Origin of the sequence: Lentibacillus songyuanensis (assembly GCF_039548255.1) — a bacterium.
GTDB lineage: Bacteria > Bacillota > Bacilli > Bacillales > Amphibacillaceae > Lentibacillus_C > Lentibacillus_C songyuanensis.
On the sequence record NZ_JBCLVH010000010.1, the window covers coordinates 115,866 to 135,180 of the forward strand.

General features: G+C 39.5%; 16 protein-coding genes. 11 read left to right on the forward strand and 5 right to left on the reverse strand.

Annotated features, from left to right (window positions below; translation table 11 throughout):
• Nucleotides 1-173 precede the first annotated feature (173 nt).
• The 4 genes from WMZ97_RS11880 (at nucleotide 174) to WMZ97_RS11895 (ending at nucleotide 5,471) form a co-directional block, all read left to right on the forward strand.
• Entirely contained in the window at nucleotides 174-1,562 is a 1,389-nt protein-coding gene (locus WMZ97_RS11880; RefSeq protein ID WP_343272302.1) for an MATE family efflux transporter, read from the forward strand.
• Between the two features lie 22 nt (nucleotides 1,563-1,584).
• A complete protein-coding gene (locus tag WMZ97_RS11885) occupies nucleotides 1,585-2,256 on the forward strand; it encodes a cyclase family protein (protein WP_343272303.1) in 672 nt (223 codons plus the stop codon).
• 80 nt (nucleotides 2,257-2,336) lie between these two features.
• Complete coding sequence (locus WMZ97_RS11890; protein ID WP_343272304.1) at nucleotides 2,337-3,641, forward strand: M28 family metallopeptidase; 1,305 nt, start codon at nucleotides 2,337-2,339, stop codon at nucleotides 3,639-3,641.
• A gap of 462 nt (nucleotides 3,642-4,103) precedes the next feature.
• Nucleotides 4,104-5,471 (forward strand): APC family permease, encoded by a 1,368-nt coding sequence (locus WMZ97_RS11895; RefSeq protein WP_343272305.1) that lies wholly within the window; start codon nucleotides 4,104-4,106, stop codon nucleotides 5,469-5,471.
• A 219-nt stretch (nucleotides 5,472-5,690) separates the two neighbouring features.
• Here the strand turns inward: WMZ97_RS11895 and WMZ97_RS11900 are convergent, their stop codons facing one another.
• A complete protein-coding gene (locus WMZ97_RS11900; protein WP_343272306.1) occupies nucleotides 5,691-6,290 on the reverse strand; it encodes a class I SAM-dependent methyltransferase in 600 nt (199 codons plus the stop codon).
• 741 nt (nucleotides 6,291-7,031) lie between these two features.
• Nucleotides 7,032-7,871, reverse strand: a complete 840-nt coding sequence (locus WMZ97_RS11905; RefSeq protein ID WP_343272307.1) for a C40 family peptidase — start codon at nucleotides 7,869-7,871, stop codon at nucleotides 7,032-7,034.
• A 293-nt stretch (nucleotides 7,872-8,164) separates the two neighbouring features.
• On the opposite strand from WMZ97_RS11905, the gene WMZ97_RS11910 reads away from it, so the two are divergent.
• From WMZ97_RS11910 to WMZ97_RS11930, 5 genes are all read left to right on the forward strand, one after another.
• A complete protein-coding gene (locus WMZ97_RS11910) occupies nucleotides 8,165-8,806 on the forward strand; it encodes a response regulator transcription factor (protein WP_343272308.1) in 642 nt (213 codons plus the stop codon).
• A 1-nt stretch (nucleotide 8,807) separates the two neighbouring features.
• Nucleotides 8,808-9,923, forward strand: coding sequence for a sensor histidine kinase (locus tag WMZ97_RS11915; RefSeq protein ID WP_343272309.1), 1,116 nt, complete (start codon nucleotides 8,808-8,810; stop codon nucleotides 9,921-9,923).
• Between the two features lie 126 nt (nucleotides 9,924-10,049).
• Nucleotides 10,050-10,988, forward strand: coding sequence for an ABC transporter ATP-binding protein (locus WMZ97_RS11920; RefSeq protein ID WP_343272310.1), 939 nt, complete (start codon nucleotides 10,050-10,052; stop codon nucleotides 10,986-10,988).
• An 18-nt stretch (nucleotides 10,989-11,006) separates the two neighbouring features.
• A complete protein-coding gene (locus tag WMZ97_RS11925; protein WP_343272323.1) occupies nucleotides 11,007-12,125 on the forward strand; it encodes an ABC transporter permease in 1,119 nt (372 codons plus the stop codon).
• The gene (locus WMZ97_RS11930) at nucleotides 12,125-13,267 is read left to right on the forward strand and encodes an ABC transporter permease (RefSeq protein WP_343272311.1); all 1,143 of its coding nucleotides are present in this window, start codon (nucleotides 12,125-12,127) and stop codon (nucleotides 13,265-13,267) included. Before WMZ97_RS11925 ends, WMZ97_RS11930 begins: the two co-directional genes overlap by 1 nt.
• Before the next feature lie 320 nt (nucleotides 13,268-13,587).
• On the opposite strand, the gene WMZ97_RS11935 is transcribed toward WMZ97_RS11930, so the two are convergent.
• Genes WMZ97_RS11935 through WMZ97_RS11945 form a run of 3 tightly spaced genes read right to left on the reverse strand, consistent with a single transcriptional unit; the run spans nucleotide 13,588 to nucleotide 17,518 of the window.
• Nucleotides 13,588-14,652 carry a DUF4236 domain-containing protein gene (locus tag WMZ97_RS11935; protein ID WP_343272312.1) on the reverse strand — a complete coding sequence of 355 codons (1,065 nt, stop codon included), beginning with the start codon at nucleotides 14,650-14,652 and terminating at the stop codon, nucleotides 13,588-13,590.
• 53 nt (nucleotides 14,653-14,705) lie between these two features.
• The gene (locus tag WMZ97_RS11940; RefSeq protein WP_343272313.1) at nucleotides 14,706-16,628 is read right to left on the reverse strand and encodes a vWA domain-containing protein; all 1,923 of its coding nucleotides are present in this window, start codon (nucleotides 16,626-16,628) and stop codon (nucleotides 14,706-14,708) included.
• Between the two features lie 14 nt (nucleotides 16,629-16,642).
• On the reverse strand, nucleotides 16,643-17,518 hold the full coding sequence (locus WMZ97_RS11945) for an ATP-binding protein (RefSeq protein ID WP_343272314.1): 876 nt from the start codon (nucleotides 17,516-17,518) through the stop codon (nucleotides 16,643-16,645).
• A 313-nt stretch (nucleotides 17,519-17,831) separates the two neighbouring features.
• On the opposite strand from WMZ97_RS11945, the gene WMZ97_RS11950 reads away from it, so the two are divergent.
• Nucleotides 17,832-18,716: a fructose bisphosphate aldolase gene (locus WMZ97_RS11950; RefSeq protein ID WP_343272315.1), complete on the forward strand. Its 885-nt coding sequence runs from the start codon at nucleotides 17,832-17,834 to the stop codon at nucleotides 18,714-18,716.
• Nucleotides 18,717-18,900: 184 nt separating this feature from the next.
• Nucleotides 18,901-19,134 carry a hypothetical protein gene (locus tag WMZ97_RS11955; RefSeq protein WP_343272316.1) on the forward strand — a complete coding sequence of 78 codons (234 nt, stop codon included), beginning with the start codon at nucleotides 18,901-18,903 and terminating at the stop codon, nucleotides 19,132-19,134.
• The last annotated feature ends 181 nt before the right edge of the window (nucleotides 19,135-19,315 follow it).

A 19,315-nucleotide genomic window follows, 5' to 3' on the forward strand; every position in this document is an offset into this window, starting at 1 on the left:
ATAATCAGTAAAATTGGTTCCCTCCTCACTCATTAATATGATAAGACTTGCAATCTACCTTGCTAACAGCGCTAAGTAATAGTGTCTAATCCGGCAGTATAAATACAAGGACGCGTGTATCAAAGTTGCATTCAGTTTAAAATAAAAAGCTAATGAAGGGTGGGTAACCATAAATGGAAATAGCTGAAAAGTCAGAGCCTACAAACCAATCGGGTGAGCAAAGGGAGTTAGGATCTGAACCTATAGGAAAGTTATTCCCTAAATATACGATACCTGCTATTTTTTCGGGTTTGTTTTTTGGTGTTCAAGTTATCTTTGATGGTATGTTTTTAGGAAATGGTGTAGGCCCAGAGGCTTTAACAACTATAGCCATATTATTCCCGTATTTCGTACTCATTACTGCTTTATCCAATTTATTTGGTAATGGGGGGGCTTCCATCTGCGCAGTAGAGGTTGGAAAGGGAAATAAAGAAAAGGCAAAAAAAATTTTGGGTCAGTCAATTGCGTTTTCACTAGCAATCACATTGACTATGTCTATCATTTCTTTCCTCTTGTTGCCGTTTATATTGAATGGATTAGGGGCACGGGGTGAGATAGTCGATATGGCCATGGAATTTATGAAAGTATATTTGATATTTTTTCCTTTCATGACTACTGGTTATACACTGTTTTATTTTGCAAGAGCAGATGAAAGGCCTTTGCTAGCACTGCTCGCATTATTTATTCCGCCGGTGCTCGCCATACTCACGGAATATATTCTGATATTTAAGCTCCAATATGGAATAGTTTCTTCAGCTATCGCAGTTTCCATTGAATTGGGACCTTCATTTCTATTAATTTTTTACTTTTTATTTGGCAGAACTGATTTAAGGTTAAATTTATCGGATTTTCGAATGAGACTTTATGATTTTTTGCGTATAGCTAAAGTGGGGTTTCCATCTTGTGCAATTCAATTAACAACATTTTTTTCGGTTATTATCGTGAATAACATATTAGCATATGCAGGGGCTAATTCGTATGAGGTTGGTGCATACGGGATTAACAATGCTTATATTTATTATGTATTGTTGATCGTTGGATATTCCTTTGGTATAGGTATTCAGCCGATTGTCAGTTACAACTTTGGGAATAAATCGTTCGATAGAGTGAAAAGCGCGCTTAAGTATGGTTGTATTTGGGGATTCGGTATTATGACACTTATACTTATTGCATGTATAGTTTTTATAGAACCTTTAGCGGGCACATTCTGTGGTGGAGACAGTGCCTGTGTTGGGCCGACAAAAATAATCACACAAAAATTTACGATGGGATTATCTATAGCAACTGTAGCAATGGTTATTTCCTACTATTATCAAGCCCTTGAAAAAACAGGAAGGGCAGTTCTGATAGTAGTTTCCAGAAAAGTATTTTTATTCCCGTTAATTTTTGTATTTTTCAAAGCTATGGGAGTTGATGGTATATGGTATGCATTTCCATTGGCAGAGGTATCTACCTGCTTCGTTGCGATGACCATGATTAGAAAAGACCTTAGAAAACTTAGAATCGTTAATGTAGTGGCTTGATATGATTAGGAGGAAAGATTAAATGAAAATATATGATTTAAGTCCCCCTTTGAAAACTGGAATGTGGAACTATGGTGCTCCTTATATTCCGTTTGAAATGGAAAAGATAGCTACATTGGAAAAAAACGGTTATATTGCTAGAAAACTGACCTTATCCACACATATGGGCTCTCACATTGAATGTGAAGCACATTGGAAAAATGATGGAATAGGCGTAGACCAACTTGACTTAAATCATTTTGTTGGAAATGGCAAAGTCATTCAGTTTAGTAGTCAGGTAGAGCCCTATTTTGAAATAAACAAAAAAAGATTAATTGAGGCAGGAGGAGATAAATTAAAAGAAGGTGATATCTGTATATTAAGCACAGGTTGGGATTGCCGTATAGATCAGGGCAATTATGCAGAGAAAAGTCCATTCATAACTATAGATGCTGCAAGTTATTTATGTGAAAAGAAAATAAAATTAATGGCAGCTGATTTTCCAATGTGTGGAGATCCAAGAGATGGATTAGATTTTGTTCCGGAGGGGACACCGCTTCCAGATACAATATTATTTGAAAAAAATATTCCCATTATAGTGGGACTGGTGCAGACCAATAGACTTCCAAATGAAGTGTTTTTTGTTGGAAGTCCTTTGAAAATAGAGGGAGCAGACGGTTCGCCTGTAAGAGCTATTGCAATAGAACTGGGATAAAAAAGTGCCACATCCTTATTAAGGAAGGTTAAGCATTCTTTATTGTTAATTTAGTTAATGATTTTAAAGGAGGAAATAACATGGATAAAACAAGCGCTTTTAATCATTTGAAATTTTTTGCAGAATGTGGAACAAGAATTGCTGGTACAGAACCAACTTTTAAAGCTGCCAAGTATATTCAGAATGTATTCCAACAGGTGGGGCTGTCTACTTGGAATCATGAATTCGATATTCCGATGTATGGCCTAGAAAATTCATCTTATTTAAAGGTAAAGGTTAATGGTAAATGGCATAGCTTAATTCACAAATCAGCCTGGTTTTCTGGAAATACACCTGTAGATGGGATTGAAAGTCCGCTGGTATATGCACAAGACGGGAGTGAAGCGGTGCTTAAAAGAATAAATCCCGAAGGAAAAGTTTTATTAATTGCCAGGGATTCCTACTATAATTATCCTGATGACGATATTTACCGTCGATTAATTAAGTATAAACCGGCTGCAGTTTTGTTTACAACCGCGTCAGGTTGGGAGGGGGAGCCACCAGATGTGTACTATAACTTTAATACGGTTGATGCAGAAGGAGATGCTCCCCCTACAGCTGTTATTCTTTATTCAGACGCCTTAAGGCTGTTAGAGAAAGATCAGGATATTTCTGTTAAGTATTATGCAAGATACAATAGGAGCAAGGGTTCCTGTTCTAATGTGATAGGAACACTTCAAGGGACAGATGCAGCGGCTGGGGATATAGTTGTCTGCGCACATTATGATAGTGTCCCTGGAGGCCCAGGAATTGGTGATGATGCAGGTGGGGTTGTGTCTATGATGGCTCTAGCGGAATATTATAGTAAACTTGCTCGGCAAGGCGATAAACAACGCAGAACGATGCATTTTATTGCCTGGTCAGGTCATGAAGTAGGTCTGCATGGAAGCAGAGAATTTTTGCGGGATAACCCTGACATTTTAAATAATACAAAGTTTGTATTCAATTATGATATTGTAGGAAATCGTATTTCAACAAATACATTAATGGTTTCGGCGAGTCATGAAATCACTCAAGAAATAACAAATGTATCTGAATCCCTTGGTTATGATTGGCAAATAGATGCAGGGGTATGGGGATTGGATACAACCAATTTTTGTGCCGCGCAGATCCCGGGTGTTAATCTAGTTCAGACTTTAACTAACTGGAATCATACCACTCGTGATAACATTAACAGCTGTCACCCGGACTCTTTTATTGATCCGCTCATTTTTGGAAAAGGGTTACTAAACTGGGTTGCTAATACTGAAACAATTCAACAAGGATATCCAGAAGATATGAATGAAGTAGCACTTCAATATAGTAAGAAATATGGGTGGGGGTTATATCAGGAGGTCAAAAGTTAAGTATGTACCAAAAGATAAATAATTAGCTGACATAACTCTGTGCAGTTAATTTTATTCTGCCAGATGAGCAATAAGACGCCCTCTTCAAGATTTTGTGGTGGAACTAAAAGTGGGTGTTAATTGCTGATAAAGGTCTGATTCTGTGCGGGCTGCAAAACTCAGGTCACAATGGCGTTACAATAGGATCCTGTGAATGTAACCTTTGTTCATCTATTTTAAGTGGGAGGGAGAGGAAAGGTTAAAACATCTCACGTCCTGTGCGTTGGATCTCCTACTTAATAAAGTTTCATTTTATTAAATTAAAAGATAGCTTGTTAAACAATTAAAAAGCATTCGGGGTTCCAATAGTCAGTTGGGACTCCGAAAATGGTTTAGATAAAACGGGAAAAATAAGAGGAAGAAACTTTTTGAAAATAATATTCGGAATATTGGGATAATAATAAGTTTCTTGGAGGTGTTTTTATGAAAAACTCGTATACTTTTGATCGTAGTTTAGGTTTACCCTCAATTATTTTCTTTGGTCTTGCTTATATGACTCCCATGGGGTTATTTACAAGTTATGGAATTGTTGAAGATGTGACGAACGGAATGACTCCTGCAGCTTATATTATAGCTTTAATTGTTATGTCTTTTACAATCTATGGCTATGGACAAATGGTGAAAGCCTATCCTGTTGCTGGTTCAACTTATACTTATGCACAAAAATCCATCCATCCGAATGTTGGTTTTATTATAGGGTGGGCATTTCTGTTGGACTATGCTTTTGCTTCTATTATTAATAGTTTAGTAATGGGACTATACCTAAATGAATCAATTCCAAGCGTCCCCATATGGGGTTGGATCGTTTTGTTTTTAATTATAATTGCAGCAATAAATTATTTAGGTATAAAGATAGCCACAAATATAAACGCGATAATTTTTATATTTCAGATACTCGTCCTAATCATTTTTTCATTATTATGTATTAGGACAATAGTGAAGGGAGGAGATAGCGGGGGCTTTTCTATTAGTCCGTTCTTTAACTCAATGTCATCATTTGCACCTATAATGTCTGGAGCAGCAATTCTTTGTATGTCTTTTTTAGGCTTTGATTCGATAACAACATTATCGGAAGAGACCAAGAGGCCAAAAAAAAATATTCCCAAAGCAATGTTTTTAATTATCATTATCGGTGCTGTATTATTTACCGGTATATCTTACTTAGCTCATTCAGTGTTTCCGGATTATGATAGATTTAAAGATTTAGACGTTGCAGGGTCCGAGATTGCGTTTGTTATAGGAGGAAATTTATTTAGTGCGTTTTTTCTCTCTGGAATGATTGTTGGAGTATTAGGTACAGGTATTGCTTCTGTAGCAGGAATGTCACGATTATTATTTGCTATGGGACGAGATTCGGTTATACCTAAGAGAATATTCGGTTATATTCATCCAAAGTATAAAACGCCAACAAACAATATTATTATTATTTGTATCATTGCACTATCTTCATTATTTATAGACCTAACGACTGCGGTATCATTAATTAACTTTGGTGCATTTGTTACGTATACAGCTGTAAATATTTCCGTCATTTCGCATTATTATATAAGAAATAATAAACGCACGACAAAAGGTACTATTTTCTATTTGGTTCTACCTGTTGCTGGGGCAGGGTTAAATTTATGGATGTTGTCACGGTTAAGTAGCGTTTCACTTTGGATAGGAAGTATATGGATCTTTTGTGGATTAATATATCTTGCAATGCTTACCCGACTTTTTACTAGAAAGGCGCCAGAATTGCAATCTAAGCCGGACCAAAGTATCAGTCACAATTCAAATTTTACTGCTTGATTATAATTAGTAATGTTGTGTCAACCAATATTTGGATGAGTCCTATTGAACAAGCATTTGAAACTGTTTTCATAGACGGAAGGATCTACAAATATGTGATTTAATCATGGTCGACAACTGCCCATTCAGTGGGGGAGGAAAGGCAGGCTAAGAATGCAACGCCTGCACTAAAAATATCCTGTTTGTAAAACCTCCACTGAATGAACCTTTATTTCATAATTATTTCCTCACCACAACCTGAATCAAATGACAATCTCCACTATGCTTCTTTCCTTCATGCCGTTTTGCTTCACCATAATAAAAATGCAGGCATTTGCAATCACGGATCCAATCTAAAATGTCTTTCGGGTCATACAGCATGTCCTTTGCTGGTGGTCCGCCTGTACCATATTCTAACTGAGCCTCGGAGTATACTTCAAAGATCGCATATCCACCAGTTTTGACCGACCCGATCAAGCTGTCAATTAGAAACTTTTGATCCGATCTTGGAACATGACCAAATACCATGATGGCAGCGTCAAATTGATTTTCTTCCACTTTTTCCTGGGTGAGATCAAGTTCAACGGTTTTGACGGTAACATTATTTTTGGCAGCTAATGCGCTTGTTTTTTCCAGGCCAACATCTGACTGATCAAATGCTGTTACGTCATACCCTAGCCTTGCCAAATAAACTGCATTTCTGCCTTCTCCTTCAGCAAAGCATCCAATCTTCGCATGTGCCGGTATAAGGGTGTTTTTTTCTTGAATAAATTTATTTGCGGTTTCTCCGTAAACATAATCTGTATCGGAGAAGCTACTGTTCCAATGTTCTTTTGACATAGATACTAATCTCCTTTGCTACGTTTGTTACATTTGTACTGTATCATATAAACCTATGGAGGTACGACTGTATTGCTCAATAGGTGACAAATGCAAAAAATATAACGAACATTTTAGGCTAATGCAGTGCTGCGTATGCAAACTTTTACATTTTGTACTGACTTGTATTCACTATATGAGCTCAACATAAATAAAAGGAAGTAAGAAGGAAAAGATGAATGCAAATTGTTTAGGGATATTCTCGTTATCGATGCTGCCATTATAAATAACTAGGGTGGTAGCGAGGTCACTGAAAAGTTCCATTCATAATCGTTTGGAAGAAAACGACCCGAAACGTGCGGGATGCAGAGGTTTTAAAACGAATCTATTTTACTTTTTCAGCAGCCTCGGTGGTAGTGCGGGCCCATTTTGACTTTGGCTAATAGTATAAAACTACCTAAGCTAATAGTTATGTTAAAACACCCTCCAAATTGAAAAGTTCAACTTGGAGGGTGTTCTGTCTATCATACTTTAACCTGCCTTAACGGGCATTAAGACCCCCACTTCAAGATTTTGAGGTGAAACCAAAAAAGATAAATGGGGGTCAACTGCATGACAAAGGTCCGATTCTGTTCGGGCCTGCACGATGCAGGTCACAAAGGCGTTGCAACTCAGACGTTCGAGATCTTAGCCTTTGTTCTCCTGTCTTAGTGGGGGAGAAAGGGAAAAGAAAGAGAAACCCCCACTGAATGAAGTTTCACTTTATTGAAATGACTTAGCGCCAATGTAACTATCTTGCCAATAGTCCTTATCTAAAGATTCGATCTCTACACCCGTTTCTTCTGTACCAGCGTGAATCATTTGGTTGTTTCCAATGTAGATACCGCTGTGAGACACACCATCTTTATATGTATCCTCGAAAAATACAACATCGCCAGGGACTGGATTATCTACAAATGTTCCATTATTTTCCCACATTTCCGCATGTGTTCTATCTAATGGTATGCCGACCTGATCGAACACATAGTTGACAAAACCACTGCTGTCAAAGCCTTCTTCTGGGGTCGAACCTCCAAATGTATAAGGGGTGCCCACTAAACTTTCAGCGATGGATACTACATTAGACGTCGACTCAGTTGAAGTGTTTTCTACGGTTTCAGATTTCGTTTGCTGATCAGGGGCTTCCGTAATGGTTAGCTCTCCATCATCCGTACTTGTATTTGGAGTAGAAGATAATGCTTTTTTTGTTTCCGGGCCAACAATTCCATCGACTGCAAGAGCATTATCCTGTTGAAATACGCGCACGGTATTTTCAGTATCTGGACCAAAGATCCCATCCACATTCAACTCGTACCCTTGCTCATTTAGGGCAGTTTGTACATTGGTAACAGATTCTCCATTGTCCCCTTGCGAAACAAGGTCTGAAGTAATGGTGGCAGTAGGTGTTGCTTCGTTGCTAACTGATTCATTTTCGCTTGAACCCTTGTCTGGAGCTGCCCCGTGGGCGAAAACACTTCCAGAAATGGCTGGAGAAAACGTGATCGCTGTTACGATACCTGTGGCTACAATATACTTCCTAATCGAATGGTTCCTGTTTAACATTATGTACTCTCCTTTGGTGTGTATTTTATCAATATCTATTCTAACAAATGAAATAGATTATGAGATTATAAGGAGCATACAATTTCGTTACACCTGTTTTCAAAATATGACAATGTGTAATGTTGTTGTGTGAATACTTGCCATATAGATCATAATTCGCAAAAAGGAGCTTTGCCAAATGCCTTAATTTCCATTATGATGTAAAGTAATTAGGTGCGTCGTGGTGCATGAAGGAAGCCTGCTTAGAAATTTACGGGGTGCAGGCAGCATGGATTTTTTTGGAGGGACGTTCAATGGCAATTAGGATAATGATTGCAGATGATAATTCATTCATTCGAGAAGGGCTGAATATTATATTATCTACATATGAAGAATTTGAAGTACTGGCATTAGTAAATGATGGACTGGAGGCTGTGGAATATTGTCAGAGCCATGCTGTTGATATTGCTTTATTGGATGTGCGGATGCCCCGGATGAACGGGGTAGAGGCGACCAAGCAAATTGTAGCGTCCACAAAGACAAAGCCGGTTATTTTAACAACCTTTGATGATGACGATTACATCCTCGGTGCGATCAAGAATGGCGCCAAGGGATATTTGCTGAAAAATAATGATCCTGAACGAATTCGTGATGCATTAAAAAGCGTATATCATGGCACAAGCATTATTCAGGATGAAATGCTTGATAAAATCAAATCCAATTTATCCACAGGGAAACCAGAAATGGAGACAACGATTGATAGAGATTTATTTACGGAGCGGGAATTGGAAATTATGTCGTACATTGCAAAGGGTTATGCCAATAAAGAGATTGCCGAACGAATGTTTATATCGGGCGGTACGGTGGCTAATTACATCACCACGATTTTAGGAAAAACGGGATTGAAGCATCGCACACAAATTGCTGTTTACTATTTGACAGGAAACGTGTATTAATATGGAGCGCTGGTCAATTATCAATAAGATGATGCTAATATTTTTTATCGCGCTGACCTTAGTGTATCAGGAGATAACTAATATTTCCTGGGATGTGTTTTTTCTTTTAATGTACTTTTGCGTGAATATTAGTTTGCATCTTTTCAAGCAGCGTTATGTGATCACTTGTTTTTTATTCATCTCTATGACATTGTCAGTTATTGCGAGCTTTTATGCTAGTCCATTTTTTGTGCTGTTGGTACCACTATCAATTGTAGAACTCTTTGATCAATGGTCCAATCAAAAACTAATGTCATTCGTTATTGCAGTTATTCCTGTTTTTTATTTGCAAGCTGATATGCAGGCTGTGTATATGCTAGTAACTGCTTACACATTTCTGACCTATACGATGGGAAAGGTCTATCATCAGAAGCTGGTAAAAAATGAAGCGCAGTTAGATACGATGCGCGTGACCCAGCAAAAACTTGTGAAACAAATCAATGAAAATGATGCCTATATCAAACAGTCGGCCTATACGTTTAAACTAGAGGAACGCAATCGTATTTCTCAGGAAATCCATGATGATATTGGCCATGCGATTACGGGAGCATTGATTCAAATGGAGGCAACGAAGCGATTGCTGAGGAGAGATCCGGAAAAGGCAGAGGAATTACTACAAAATTCGATTGGGATTACGCAGGACGGCATCGAGCGGATTCGTCTTACATTAAAAAATATGAAGCCGACAACTGAACAGGTCGGAATTAATCATTTGAAACTATACATTGATAAATTTGCGGCGAGGCATCAGAAGCGGACAATTCTCACTTACCAGGGAGATACAGACCGGATAAGTGCAATTCAATGGAAAGTTATTCAGGAGAATATCATGGAGACCTTTACCAATTCGCTAAAATATGCTGAAAATAGTACGCAAATCACAGTTGATGTGAATGTGCTTAACAAACTGATTAAAGTGGAAGTAAAGGACGACGGTAAAGGCGCTGAAAAAATGGAAAAAGGGCTGGGCATTATTGGCATGGAGGAGCGGACAGCTACATTGGATGGGAAGATCATTATTGACGGAAGGAACGGCTTCTCGGTCACAACTTTGCTGCCGATTCAAGTTGCAAATTGATAAAAACGCTGATGGAGATGTAAAAACATGAAGATCTTCATGTCATGTAATGAAGGAATGCACTTACGCTGGTGCATTCCTTTTTCTATACTAATAACTAGGATACCAATTAAAGGAGAGAAGCCGATGAACATTTTAGAAATAAATGACCTGACGAAAAAGTTTGGTGATTTTATAGCCGTTGATAATATGTCTTTATCTATTGCCGAGGGAGAGATCTTTGGTTTTCTTGGATCCAATGGTGCGGGGAAAAGTACAACCATCCACATGATCACAGGTTTATTGCGAAAAAACACAGGCTCGATCATGATGTTGGGAAAAGAAACTAGCAAGCATAGTGAATTCATCAAGAAACATATTGGACTGGTACCGCAGGAATTAGCCATTTACGAGGACTTAACCGCCTATGAAAATGTAAACTTCTTTGCGGGGTTATATGGGTTGCGCGGACAGGAACTGCATGACAGGACTGTAGAAGCATTGGAATTTGTCGGATTGGCTGAAAAACAAAAGAACTACCCAAAAACTTTTTCTGGCGGAATGAAACGGCGGCTTAACATTGCCTGTGCTATTGCACATCAGCCAAAGCTGATTATTATGGACGAACCGACTGTCGGGATTGATCCGCAATCAAGAAATTATATTTTAACTTCGGTTCGTAAGTTAAATGACATGGGATGCACGATTATTTATACAAGTCACTATATGGAAGAAGTCGAAGAAATTTGCAGTCGTATTGCAATTGTTGATCATGGAAAAATTATTGCTGAGGGAACAAAAGAACAGCTAAAATCATTGATCACCGATTCGAAACTTATTGTTATTGAGGTTCAGTCTGCTGATGGAATTGATGTGGATTCGATACACAGGATTCAAGGCGTGACGACCGTGAATGTGGACGAAAATACAGTACAAATTACCTCAGAATTAGGTGTGAACAATTTAAATAAAATTATTGCTTACTTTATTAATCATAAACTCGAAATTCGTTCTCTAGACGAAAAGGAACCAAATCTGGAAACAGTATTTTTAACGCTGACAGGTAGGAATTTGCGGGATTCGTAAAGAAAGGGGGAAGTCATGATGAACATGTTACAAATTGCCTGGAAAGAAATGAGACATCTCTTCCGTAATATTCGGACACTGGTATTCATGCTTGCATTTCCAATCCTGCTCATGCTTGTGCTCGGTACGGCTTTGAGCGGTGCATTCAATGAAGATATTGCTATTGATGACATGGATGTACTATATCAAAACTCGAATGCTGGTATGACACAACCGTTTGAGGATTTTACAAAAGGAGCAGCTGAATCGGGCATTCATTTTAAACCGATTGCGCCCCAAGCGGATGGGAAAGAACAGGTGGAACAAGGGAAGGCAGAGGGATATGTTGCGATTGATCAAAAAGGGGTCCATTTGTATGTGAATGATCAAAGCAGTTTGGAAGCAAGTATTTTACAAGGAACTCTTGCTACTTTTGTCGATAAATACAATCTGGTCAGCGAAATAACCAAAGATTCTCCGGAGAAAGCTAAGCGTGTATTATCCAGTGAACCAAAACAAGATTACATTAACGAACGTTCACTTCAACCTGAAAGTCAGCCAGGGTCGATGGATTATTATGCGATCGCGATGACAACTATGATTGCACTTTATGCGGCAACTGCGGCTACAAGCCTGATTACGCACGAACGTTCTCGCAATACAGCCAATCGATTAATGGTAGCACCAATTCATAAACGAGATATTTTTATTGGGAAAGTACTAGGGAGTGTGGTTATTAATTTAATCTGTATTGTTTTGGTCATATTGTTCAGCAAGTTCGTGTTTCACGCAAATTGGGGAACTCATTGGGGATTGGTATTACTTGTTCTGCTGACTGAAGTCATGTTAGCTGTTAGTGTCGGACTAGGGGCTTCCTTTTTAATAAGAACGCCAGCAGGTCCGCGATTAGTGGTTCTGCTTCTTATTCAATTGGCCTCCTTCTTTGGCGGAGCGTATTTTCCGATTGAGAATCCGGAGGGCATATTAAACGTGTTAAATAAGCTATCTCCGCTCACATTAGAGAATGATGCGATGTTCAAAATGATTTATGCGAATGATTTATCGTCGGTTATGCCTGCTATTGGGATGAACCTTGGTATCGCCTTCTTATTCCTGCTAATTGCGACGGTATCATTACAGCGAAGGGAAGGATTATAATGAAGGATATAGTATGGCTGATCAGTAAAACACTACTAACCACGTTTCGATACAGAAAGAATATTTTATTATATTTAGTGACGCCTCTGGCAAGCGTACTTGTTGCGATAGTTGCCTATGGAGGGCAAACAAGTGAAATGACAATTGGGGTGGTTAGCCATGATGATAAACCAGTCGCTGCTGAGACTATTTCCTTTTTAAAAGGCTTGGATCATATGCAAGTGGAGGAAATGAAGGAGGAAGATGTAACAGAAAAATTGACGTCAGGCAAGGTAGATAGTGTTATTACCTTTGACCAAGGATATTCGGAAAGTGTACTGGCTGGAGAACCAAAGCATGTTGACCTGACCTCAATTAAAGGAGAAAGTGTTACGGCCTTTGTAAAATCCTCCTTGTATCAGTATATTGATAATTTGTCTTCATTAGGTAAAGCGGCTGGTGGGGATCCAGAAAAATTTACGCATCTTTACCACGAATATCAACAAGCAAATTTTCAAATGGAAACAACAACATTAGAAAATTCCTCTGCTAGCGAACAGATGACATTAGCAGCTATTGGTTTTTTAATCATGATCATGATGATGTCGGCTGCTAACATGTCGGAAATTATTTTGGCAGAAAAGGAGAATCGGACGTACTTTCGCTTATTGTCTACGCCGATTACAGCTCGAAAATATATTTTATCCAATGTGATCGTAAATATGATGGTGATGATTATTCAGGTTGTTCTTACGCTCGTTGTTTTGTCTTATGTCTTTCACATTGATTTGCATGTTTCGCTTTGGAGGGCATTACTGGTGATGGTGATTTTTTCACTCATCTCGGTAGGTGTTTCGTTAGTTATCGTTGCTTTTTCTAACAGCCGGGGTGCATCAACAGCCTTGACAAATCTAATTATTTTACCAACGGTCATGCTTTCGGGATGTTTTTGGCCGGTGGAAGTGATGCCGACATCGATTCAGAAAATATCTGAATTTCTGCCACAACGATGGACTCTAGATACCTTAACAAAACTGCAGGAAGGAAGCTCATTTGGCAGTCTGTATTTAAATATACTGATTTTGCTTGCCTTTGCAGCGGCACTCTTTCTCATTGCGATTTATAAATTTAGTCATAATAATAGTACGAGAAGTTTTATTTAAAATGGAATGTGGAGTGTCGAAAAGTTTGTCGGTGCAGGGGCAGCGATAGGTCGGAAAAATCCCGTCAAGTCGGGAGAGAATGCCACCTAGTCGGGAGAGAACGGCACTTAGTCGGGAGGGAGTGCCACCTAGTCGGGAGAGAACACGCCAAAGTCGGGAGAGAATGCCACCTAGTCGGGAGAGAACACGCCAAAGTCAGGAGAGAGCACCCTCAGCGCGGGAGAGTGATCCTCTATTTTCGTTTTGTCTTCCCGCGTTATCGATCAATAATTTTTATGGCCCTAACAAAACTAGTTTCAGTGGAGTGACCATACATGCATTCACACTATCCGGTCCACCGCCCGAAATCCTTTTGTTTTCAAATTATCCATGCGGTGGTCAAAATTCTCCATTGCATCGGAAGGGTCGATGTTTGATAAATTTAGTGTATCCATAATTGATTGTTCAAACATGACTGATAGGATTACCGTATCTTTTTGGTGACCGGTTGCTGTATTTAACCGGTCCTCCAAAACATTTACGACAACCCGGTCAACAGGCAAAAGCGCTAAGATATTACGGGCTGCATATATGGCACAGCTACAGACATAATCCTGTTTGATAGCGTAATAGTCGGTTTTTGTCATCTTTCGTTTGGAAACGCGACCTGTTTTGGTGATCGAGAGTCTCTTTTCTGGAAGTACATCATCCGCTTTAATCATAAATGTGACGGTGGGGATATGGGTGTCGTTCACGATAAATTGAAAGTGATCGCCCCATTTTGCTAAATCGGAAAAGGCATGCTCCTGTTCGATTACTTCTAAAAAGACATCATCGTCTCCATCTAGAACACGGCTAGCTTGGTGATGCTGTTTTTCCCATGAGTTGTAGGATTCAGCATCTTCTTTCTTAGCAGTAGCAATTGTTTGCTTTAGTTGTTGTCGTTTTTTATCTGCCAACGATTTGAATAGACGTTGGAAAGGGTTAGGTGAAAACTGCTGATATGCTTTTAATGCCTTTTGCTCTTGAGGGCCGATTTCCGCGGGGGGAAACGGGGCTGGCAAGGCTTGAACTTCTTTCCAATTGATTGGCTGTAATGGTTTCTTATGTAAATGGGTAATCCGATCAATATACTGATTGAACTCCTCAACGATCCACTGATTGTCTTGTGCTTGCAGTGATTTTTGCTGTCTTGACGAAGTAGGATGGGAAGCGGACTTTTTCGTTGCTGACTTGGTATAATACAACCCTGTTCCTGGAAGTCCAACCGAATTCGTTCGCCTGCCGCTTGAATGACTGGTGTGGCGTAACCCTCTTGTGCCAAAGCTCAGACCCACCCCAGATTTACCTACGTTTACCCGTACACCTTTACCTGCTTTAACGCTTTTTTTGATCCGGAATCCCATGGTTATACCTCCAGGTTATTTAATATCGTGTTATGAGGTAAGTGGAAAGAACACTAAATCACCTTCAACAACAATCGCTTCAACAACGGTCCAAATTGCTCCGGAAGTTCCGCCACACTTGGAACCATCAAACGTTCTTTCCCGTAAATATTCTTCATGGTTGCATCGTCATGTTCATCAATTTCCCCATCGGATAAAAACATTCCAATCACTTCGATTCCCTGTTTACGTGCATTAGCGACTGCAATGTTCGTATCCACAATCCCATTCTGATCATAGCCCATTGCTGCAGGCTCACCATCAGAAAAAATGAGCAGAAATTTGTTCTTTTCCCTTCTTGCCATTAATTCTTTGGTAATGATGTGGATACTGAAGCCATCCCGGTTATCTTCTTCTGGTTCCAGTTGCATGATTTTGGCGCCACCATTTTGATAGAACGAATCATTGTAAGCATGGATCCGGTGGAAGTAGTTAGGCTGATAGTTTTCCTTTGACTCATTGGCGTCTTCCCAAAAGCCAACAATAGAATGGGGGATTTTTAACTGATTTAATACTTCATGAAACAGAGTGATCCCGCGTTTGGTCTCATCCATTTTATTGTGCATCGAGGCAGAACAGTCGACAAGCAGGGTAAAAACGGCATCCACTTCATGAGATTCCTGGCTTTTCTTATAAAATACACGCGGGTTTTCGTCGATGACTAGCGGTAATAGTTTTTTCGACAGTCTGCCGATGACTAAATCTTTTCGTGGTGCATTCTGTTTATGCTCGATCGTTTTTTCAATGGTTCGAGCAAGCCTTCGTTTAAATGGGTCAATCTCACTAACAAATTGACGATATAACGCTCGATCCGCTTCAGAAGGAGCAATGGCATTTTTTTCAATAGCAACAGCATGCTTGTTTGCTTCCCCGTAACTACTGTCGCTCGCTTTCTCTCCCGGTTGCTTATTTTCCTGTTTTTCCAACGATTCAATCTCAGAGTAGTCATTCTGTTCACTTTTTCCTGCTGTACCTTGCACGCTGGCTGTTGCTTGATCACCATCTTCCGTTTCGCGAGCGTTGCCTCCACGGATATTTGTTTTCGTACCAACTTCCAGTTCAAATTGGAGAAAGTTCTGTTTCCGATCACTGTTTTGATTTTCCCGATGCCAGGTGGAAAAAGGTTCATCGAAATAGTCGTTATTTTCCTCATCCACATCTTCTAGATCCTGGTTTGCAAGTTCATCGGTTCTTGTTAGCTCATCAAACAGTGTATTTTTGGATAAGGATTCGATATGAGCAATGGGAAATGTGAAGTAGTCATTGACCATGTCGGTGTATTCATGTTCCACTAAAAATACAATTTTTCTGGCGACATTCGTAATATCCGCTGCTGTTTTCGCATCAAAACTGGCGTATAGGAGTGATTTTAATTTTTTCAATTGATCAAGTTGTTTTGTTGTTGCATGTGGAAATTCAGGATCAGGCTGGTCTGCTTGTAATAATAGATAGATGAGGCAAAACAGCTCATCCAGTGCATAACTTCTGGTTACATTGGTCGCCAATTGGGTGGTGAAAAAGTGCTGCAAATAGGTAGTTCGAATGGCGAAGTCACGTTTTGTACCTGGACGGGAGTGTTTGACAATTTCCTCCAGCCGAATATCTTCCAGTAATGTGACAAGCTGGGTTGCAAATTTCGGCAGCTTGGATTCCTCCACATCGTTTAAATAGGTGTTTAGGGTCGGAACATGAGTGTGATGCAAGGTTCCGATCGTCCGTAAAAACACATCGGTCTTATAGCCAGGCACCCTGATTTCCGCTTTGTCCATGTCCCACATACTGCTGCCTGTCACATGATGATAGATGATGTCAATGGTGGATCCATATGTGTAGGCAAAGGTAAAAGCCGCGTTATCAGATAAGACGGTTGTCAGGTCCTGCAACTGCAGGTATAAATTTGTATCAACACTTGTATCAATCCATCGGTTATCCATCATATAGCTACTCCCCTCTAAAATAGTGTATCAGCTATATTATTGACGAATTCTCGCTCACGATCTTCCTCCAGTTTATCCATCATTGCCCGGACAATTGCGCGTTTTGGTGGAATGACGGTACTCAAATCGCACGCATCCAATAATGCTCGGATCGATGCGGCGTCTTCTGCAATTTTTCCTTGCGAGACAGCGTTAATGAGATCAGCGGACAGCTTAACAAATAGATTAATCGTTGCTTCATCTGCAAGTCTTGTATTTGTTTGAATCAACTGTTTTAGCTGTTCCCCTTGCAAATAAGGAATGTCGATCATAATGAAGCGGTTTTTCAATGCCTCATTCAATGGAACGGTACCGACATAACCTTCATTGATCGCTGCGATGACGTTAAATCCATTTTCCGCGTTAATAATTTCATTGGTAAATGGGTTTGTAACTGTTCGCCGGTAATCTAGTACCCCATTAATAAGTGGTAATGTTTCTGGTTTTGCCATGTTGATTTCATCAATGTATAAAAAAGTTCCATGCTGCATTGCGCTCGTTACCGGGCCCGCTACAAATTCAATGATTTGCTTTTCATTCTGGTAGGCGAGTGTTTTAAAGCCCATAAGACTTTCTGCATCCAGATCTACCGAACAGTTAATGCTAAACATGGGTTGCTGGAATAGGTTTGACAGTGTTTCTGCAAATTTCGTTTTTCCCGCTCCTGTTGGGCCTTTCAATAAGATGTTTTTGCCCATACTTAACGCGGAAATCGCATCTGTTAACAGGTCTAACTGTGGCGGAACATAGCCACTATTGCGTATTAGATTATCGTATGCATGATCGATGGCTTTCGGTGTTGTTTCCAGTAATGCTTGTATATGTTCAGGCAGATTGTAATTATTTTTCATTGGAATACTCCTCTCCCACAAATATTGTAAAGGTTACGTAGAAAGAAGGCAATTGCAATAAGGTGTTTTTTGGGGGACTGCATTGCACTAGGCGAACAATTTTCTATATAAGTGGGCGGCGACGCATCCAATGTTGCACTGGTCACTATCAACATATTAGTCGGAAATACTATCTACTTGCTCTACATATCGCTACCCGCATCAAAAGGTACTATGTTATAATGAAGATAATAAATGATCAAGGACTTCTGACGATCTATTCATTCTTCTTTACAGATGAAATAGCACAATTTTACCTAAAGGAGCGGAAATAATGCAACAAACTCAATTCGAAAAAGTGAAAAACGGAAAAGGTTTTATTGCAGCATTGGATCAAAGTGGTGGAAGTACACCAAAAGCACTGGCAGCATACGGCGTTATGGAAGATGCTTATACAAATGAAGATGAAATGTTTCAATTGGTCCATGATATGCGGACTCGAATTATTACGTCACCGGCCTTTGATACAGATTACATTTTAGGCGCTATTCTCTTTGAACAAACAATGGACAGCAAAGTGGAAGGAATGTATACCGCAGATTATTTAGCCGAGAAAAAAGGCATTGCTCCATTTTTAAAAATTGATAAAGGGCTTGCGGACGTATCAAATGGTGTGCAATTAATGAAACCAATTCCAGATTTGGCTGAAACATTGAAACGTGCGAACGAGCGTCACATTTTTGGGACAAAAATGCGTTCAGTGATCAAAGACGCAAATCCAGAGGGAATCAAGGCCGTGGTTGACCAGCAATTTGACCTTGCTAAACAAATTATTGCTGCCGGCTTAATGCCGATTGTCGAACCGGAAGTAGATATTAATAGCTTAGAAAAAGAGAAATGTGAAGAACTGTTAAAGACAGAAATTCAACAGCATCTGGATCAGTTAAGTGACGATCAACTGGTGATGTTAAAATTAACTATCCCGTCCAAACCAAATATGTATAAGGAACTCATCGATCACCCGAATGTTGTGCGCGTTGTGGCGCTTTCTGGCGGATACTCCCGCGATGTGGCAAATGAAAAATTGAAGGAAAATGACGGATTAATTGCCAGCTTTTCTAGAGCGTTAAGCCAGGACTTAAATGTTGACCAAACGGATGAGGCATTTAATGCAGCATTGGAAAAAGCGGTTCGATCGATTTATGAGGCTTCGATTTAACGGGGCGCTTTTGATTGGGCTATAAAGGGATTCCAGAGCAACTGTGTTCTGGAATCTTTTCTTATTCCACTTTGACTGTTTCTGGATCAAGCTTTATTCATAATACTCTTCCACCCCCCTCCCGAAAAAAGTTTGACAAATTTGTGAACGGGGTAAATAATACAAGTAAAGGGGGAGGGTGACAATGAAGTCAGAATTAAAAATACTGAATGTTGTGAAATACATAGGCTATAGTATACTTACTGTTGGGATCGCAATTTTTCTCTATGGTTTTATGATTAGCGATCATAGTGCGGTTACAGGCATTGGTATTGGAACAGTGATGGGTGCAATTTTTATCTTTTTGATGGGCATTTTCTTCGTGGCGACGGAAGAAATGGATCGAAAGACAGAGAAAGGGATTCGTCTTGATCCGTAAAATGAATGAAATGAAAACGATATCTTTCTAGAATAACTGATTCGGCCCTTACCATGAATACATGATAATAAGCTCATTAGGGACACAAATTATATTAGATTTGTTATAATGGACCCATAAATCTAGACACGAAATAAGGAGATGTTAAAGTAGATTTATGGGGAAAAGAAAACAATATTCA

Excerpts from the sequence above, each read along its gene's own strand:
- WMZ97_RS11890 (WP_343272304.1), top strand. The coding sequence starts at position 2,337 with ATGGATAAAACAAGCGCTTTTAATCATTTGAAATTTTTTGCAGAATGT.
- WMZ97_RS11910 (WP_343272308.1), top strand. The coding sequence starts at position 8,165 with ATGGCAATTAGGATAATGATTGCAGATGATAATTCATTCATTCGAGAA.
- WMZ97_RS11895 (WP_343272305.1), top strand. The coding sequence starts at position 4,104 with ATGAAAAACTCGTATACTTTTGATCGTAGTTTAGGTTTACCCTCAATT.
- WMZ97_RS11885 (WP_343272303.1), top strand. The coding sequence starts at position 1,585 with ATGAAAATATATGATTTAAGTCCCCCTTTGAAAACTGGAATGTGGAAC.
- WMZ97_RS11915 (WP_343272309.1), top strand. The coding sequence starts at position 8,808 with ATGGAGCGCTGGTCAATTATCAATAAGATGATGCTAATATTTTTTATC.
- WMZ97_RS11940 (WP_343272313.1), bottom strand. The coding sequence starts at position 16,628 with ATGATGGATAACCGATGGATTGATACAAGTGTTGATACAAATTTATAC.
- WMZ97_RS11955 (WP_343272316.1), top strand. The coding sequence starts at position 18,901 with ATGAAGTCAGAATTAAAAATACTGAATGTTGTGAAATACATAGGCTAT.
- WMZ97_RS11920 (WP_343272310.1), top strand. The coding sequence starts at position 10,050 with ATGAACATTTTAGAAATAAATGACCTGACGAAAAAGTTTGGTGATTTT.
- WMZ97_RS11880 (WP_343272302.1), top strand. The coding sequence starts at position 174 with ATGGAAATAGCTGAAAAGTCAGAGCCTACAAACCAATCGGGTGAGCAA.
- WMZ97_RS11950 (WP_343272315.1), top strand. The coding sequence starts at position 17,832 with ATGCAACAAACTCAATTCGAAAAAGTGAAAAACGGAAAAGGTTTTATT.
- WMZ97_RS11945 (WP_343272314.1), bottom strand. The coding sequence starts at position 17,518 with ATGAAAAATAATTACAATCTGCCTGAACATATACAAGCATTACTGGAA.
- WMZ97_RS11905 (WP_343272307.1), bottom strand. The coding sequence starts at position 7,871 with ATGTTAAACAGGAACCATTCGATTAGGAAGTATATTGTAGCCACAGGT.
- WMZ97_RS11900 (WP_343272306.1), bottom strand. The coding sequence starts at position 6,290 with ATGTCAAAAGAACATTGGAACAGTAGCTTCTCCGATACAGATTATGTT.
- WMZ97_RS11925 (WP_343272323.1), top strand. The coding sequence starts at position 11,007 with ATGAACATGTTACAAATTGCCTGGAAAGAAATGAGACATCTCTTCCGT.
- WMZ97_RS11930 (WP_343272311.1), top strand. The coding sequence starts at position 12,125 with ATGAAGGATATAGTATGGCTGATCAGTAAAACACTACTAACCACGTTT.
- WMZ97_RS11935 (WP_343272312.1), bottom strand. The coding sequence starts at position 14,652 with ATGGGATTCCGGATCAAAAAAAGCGTTAAAGCAGGTAAAGGTGTACGG.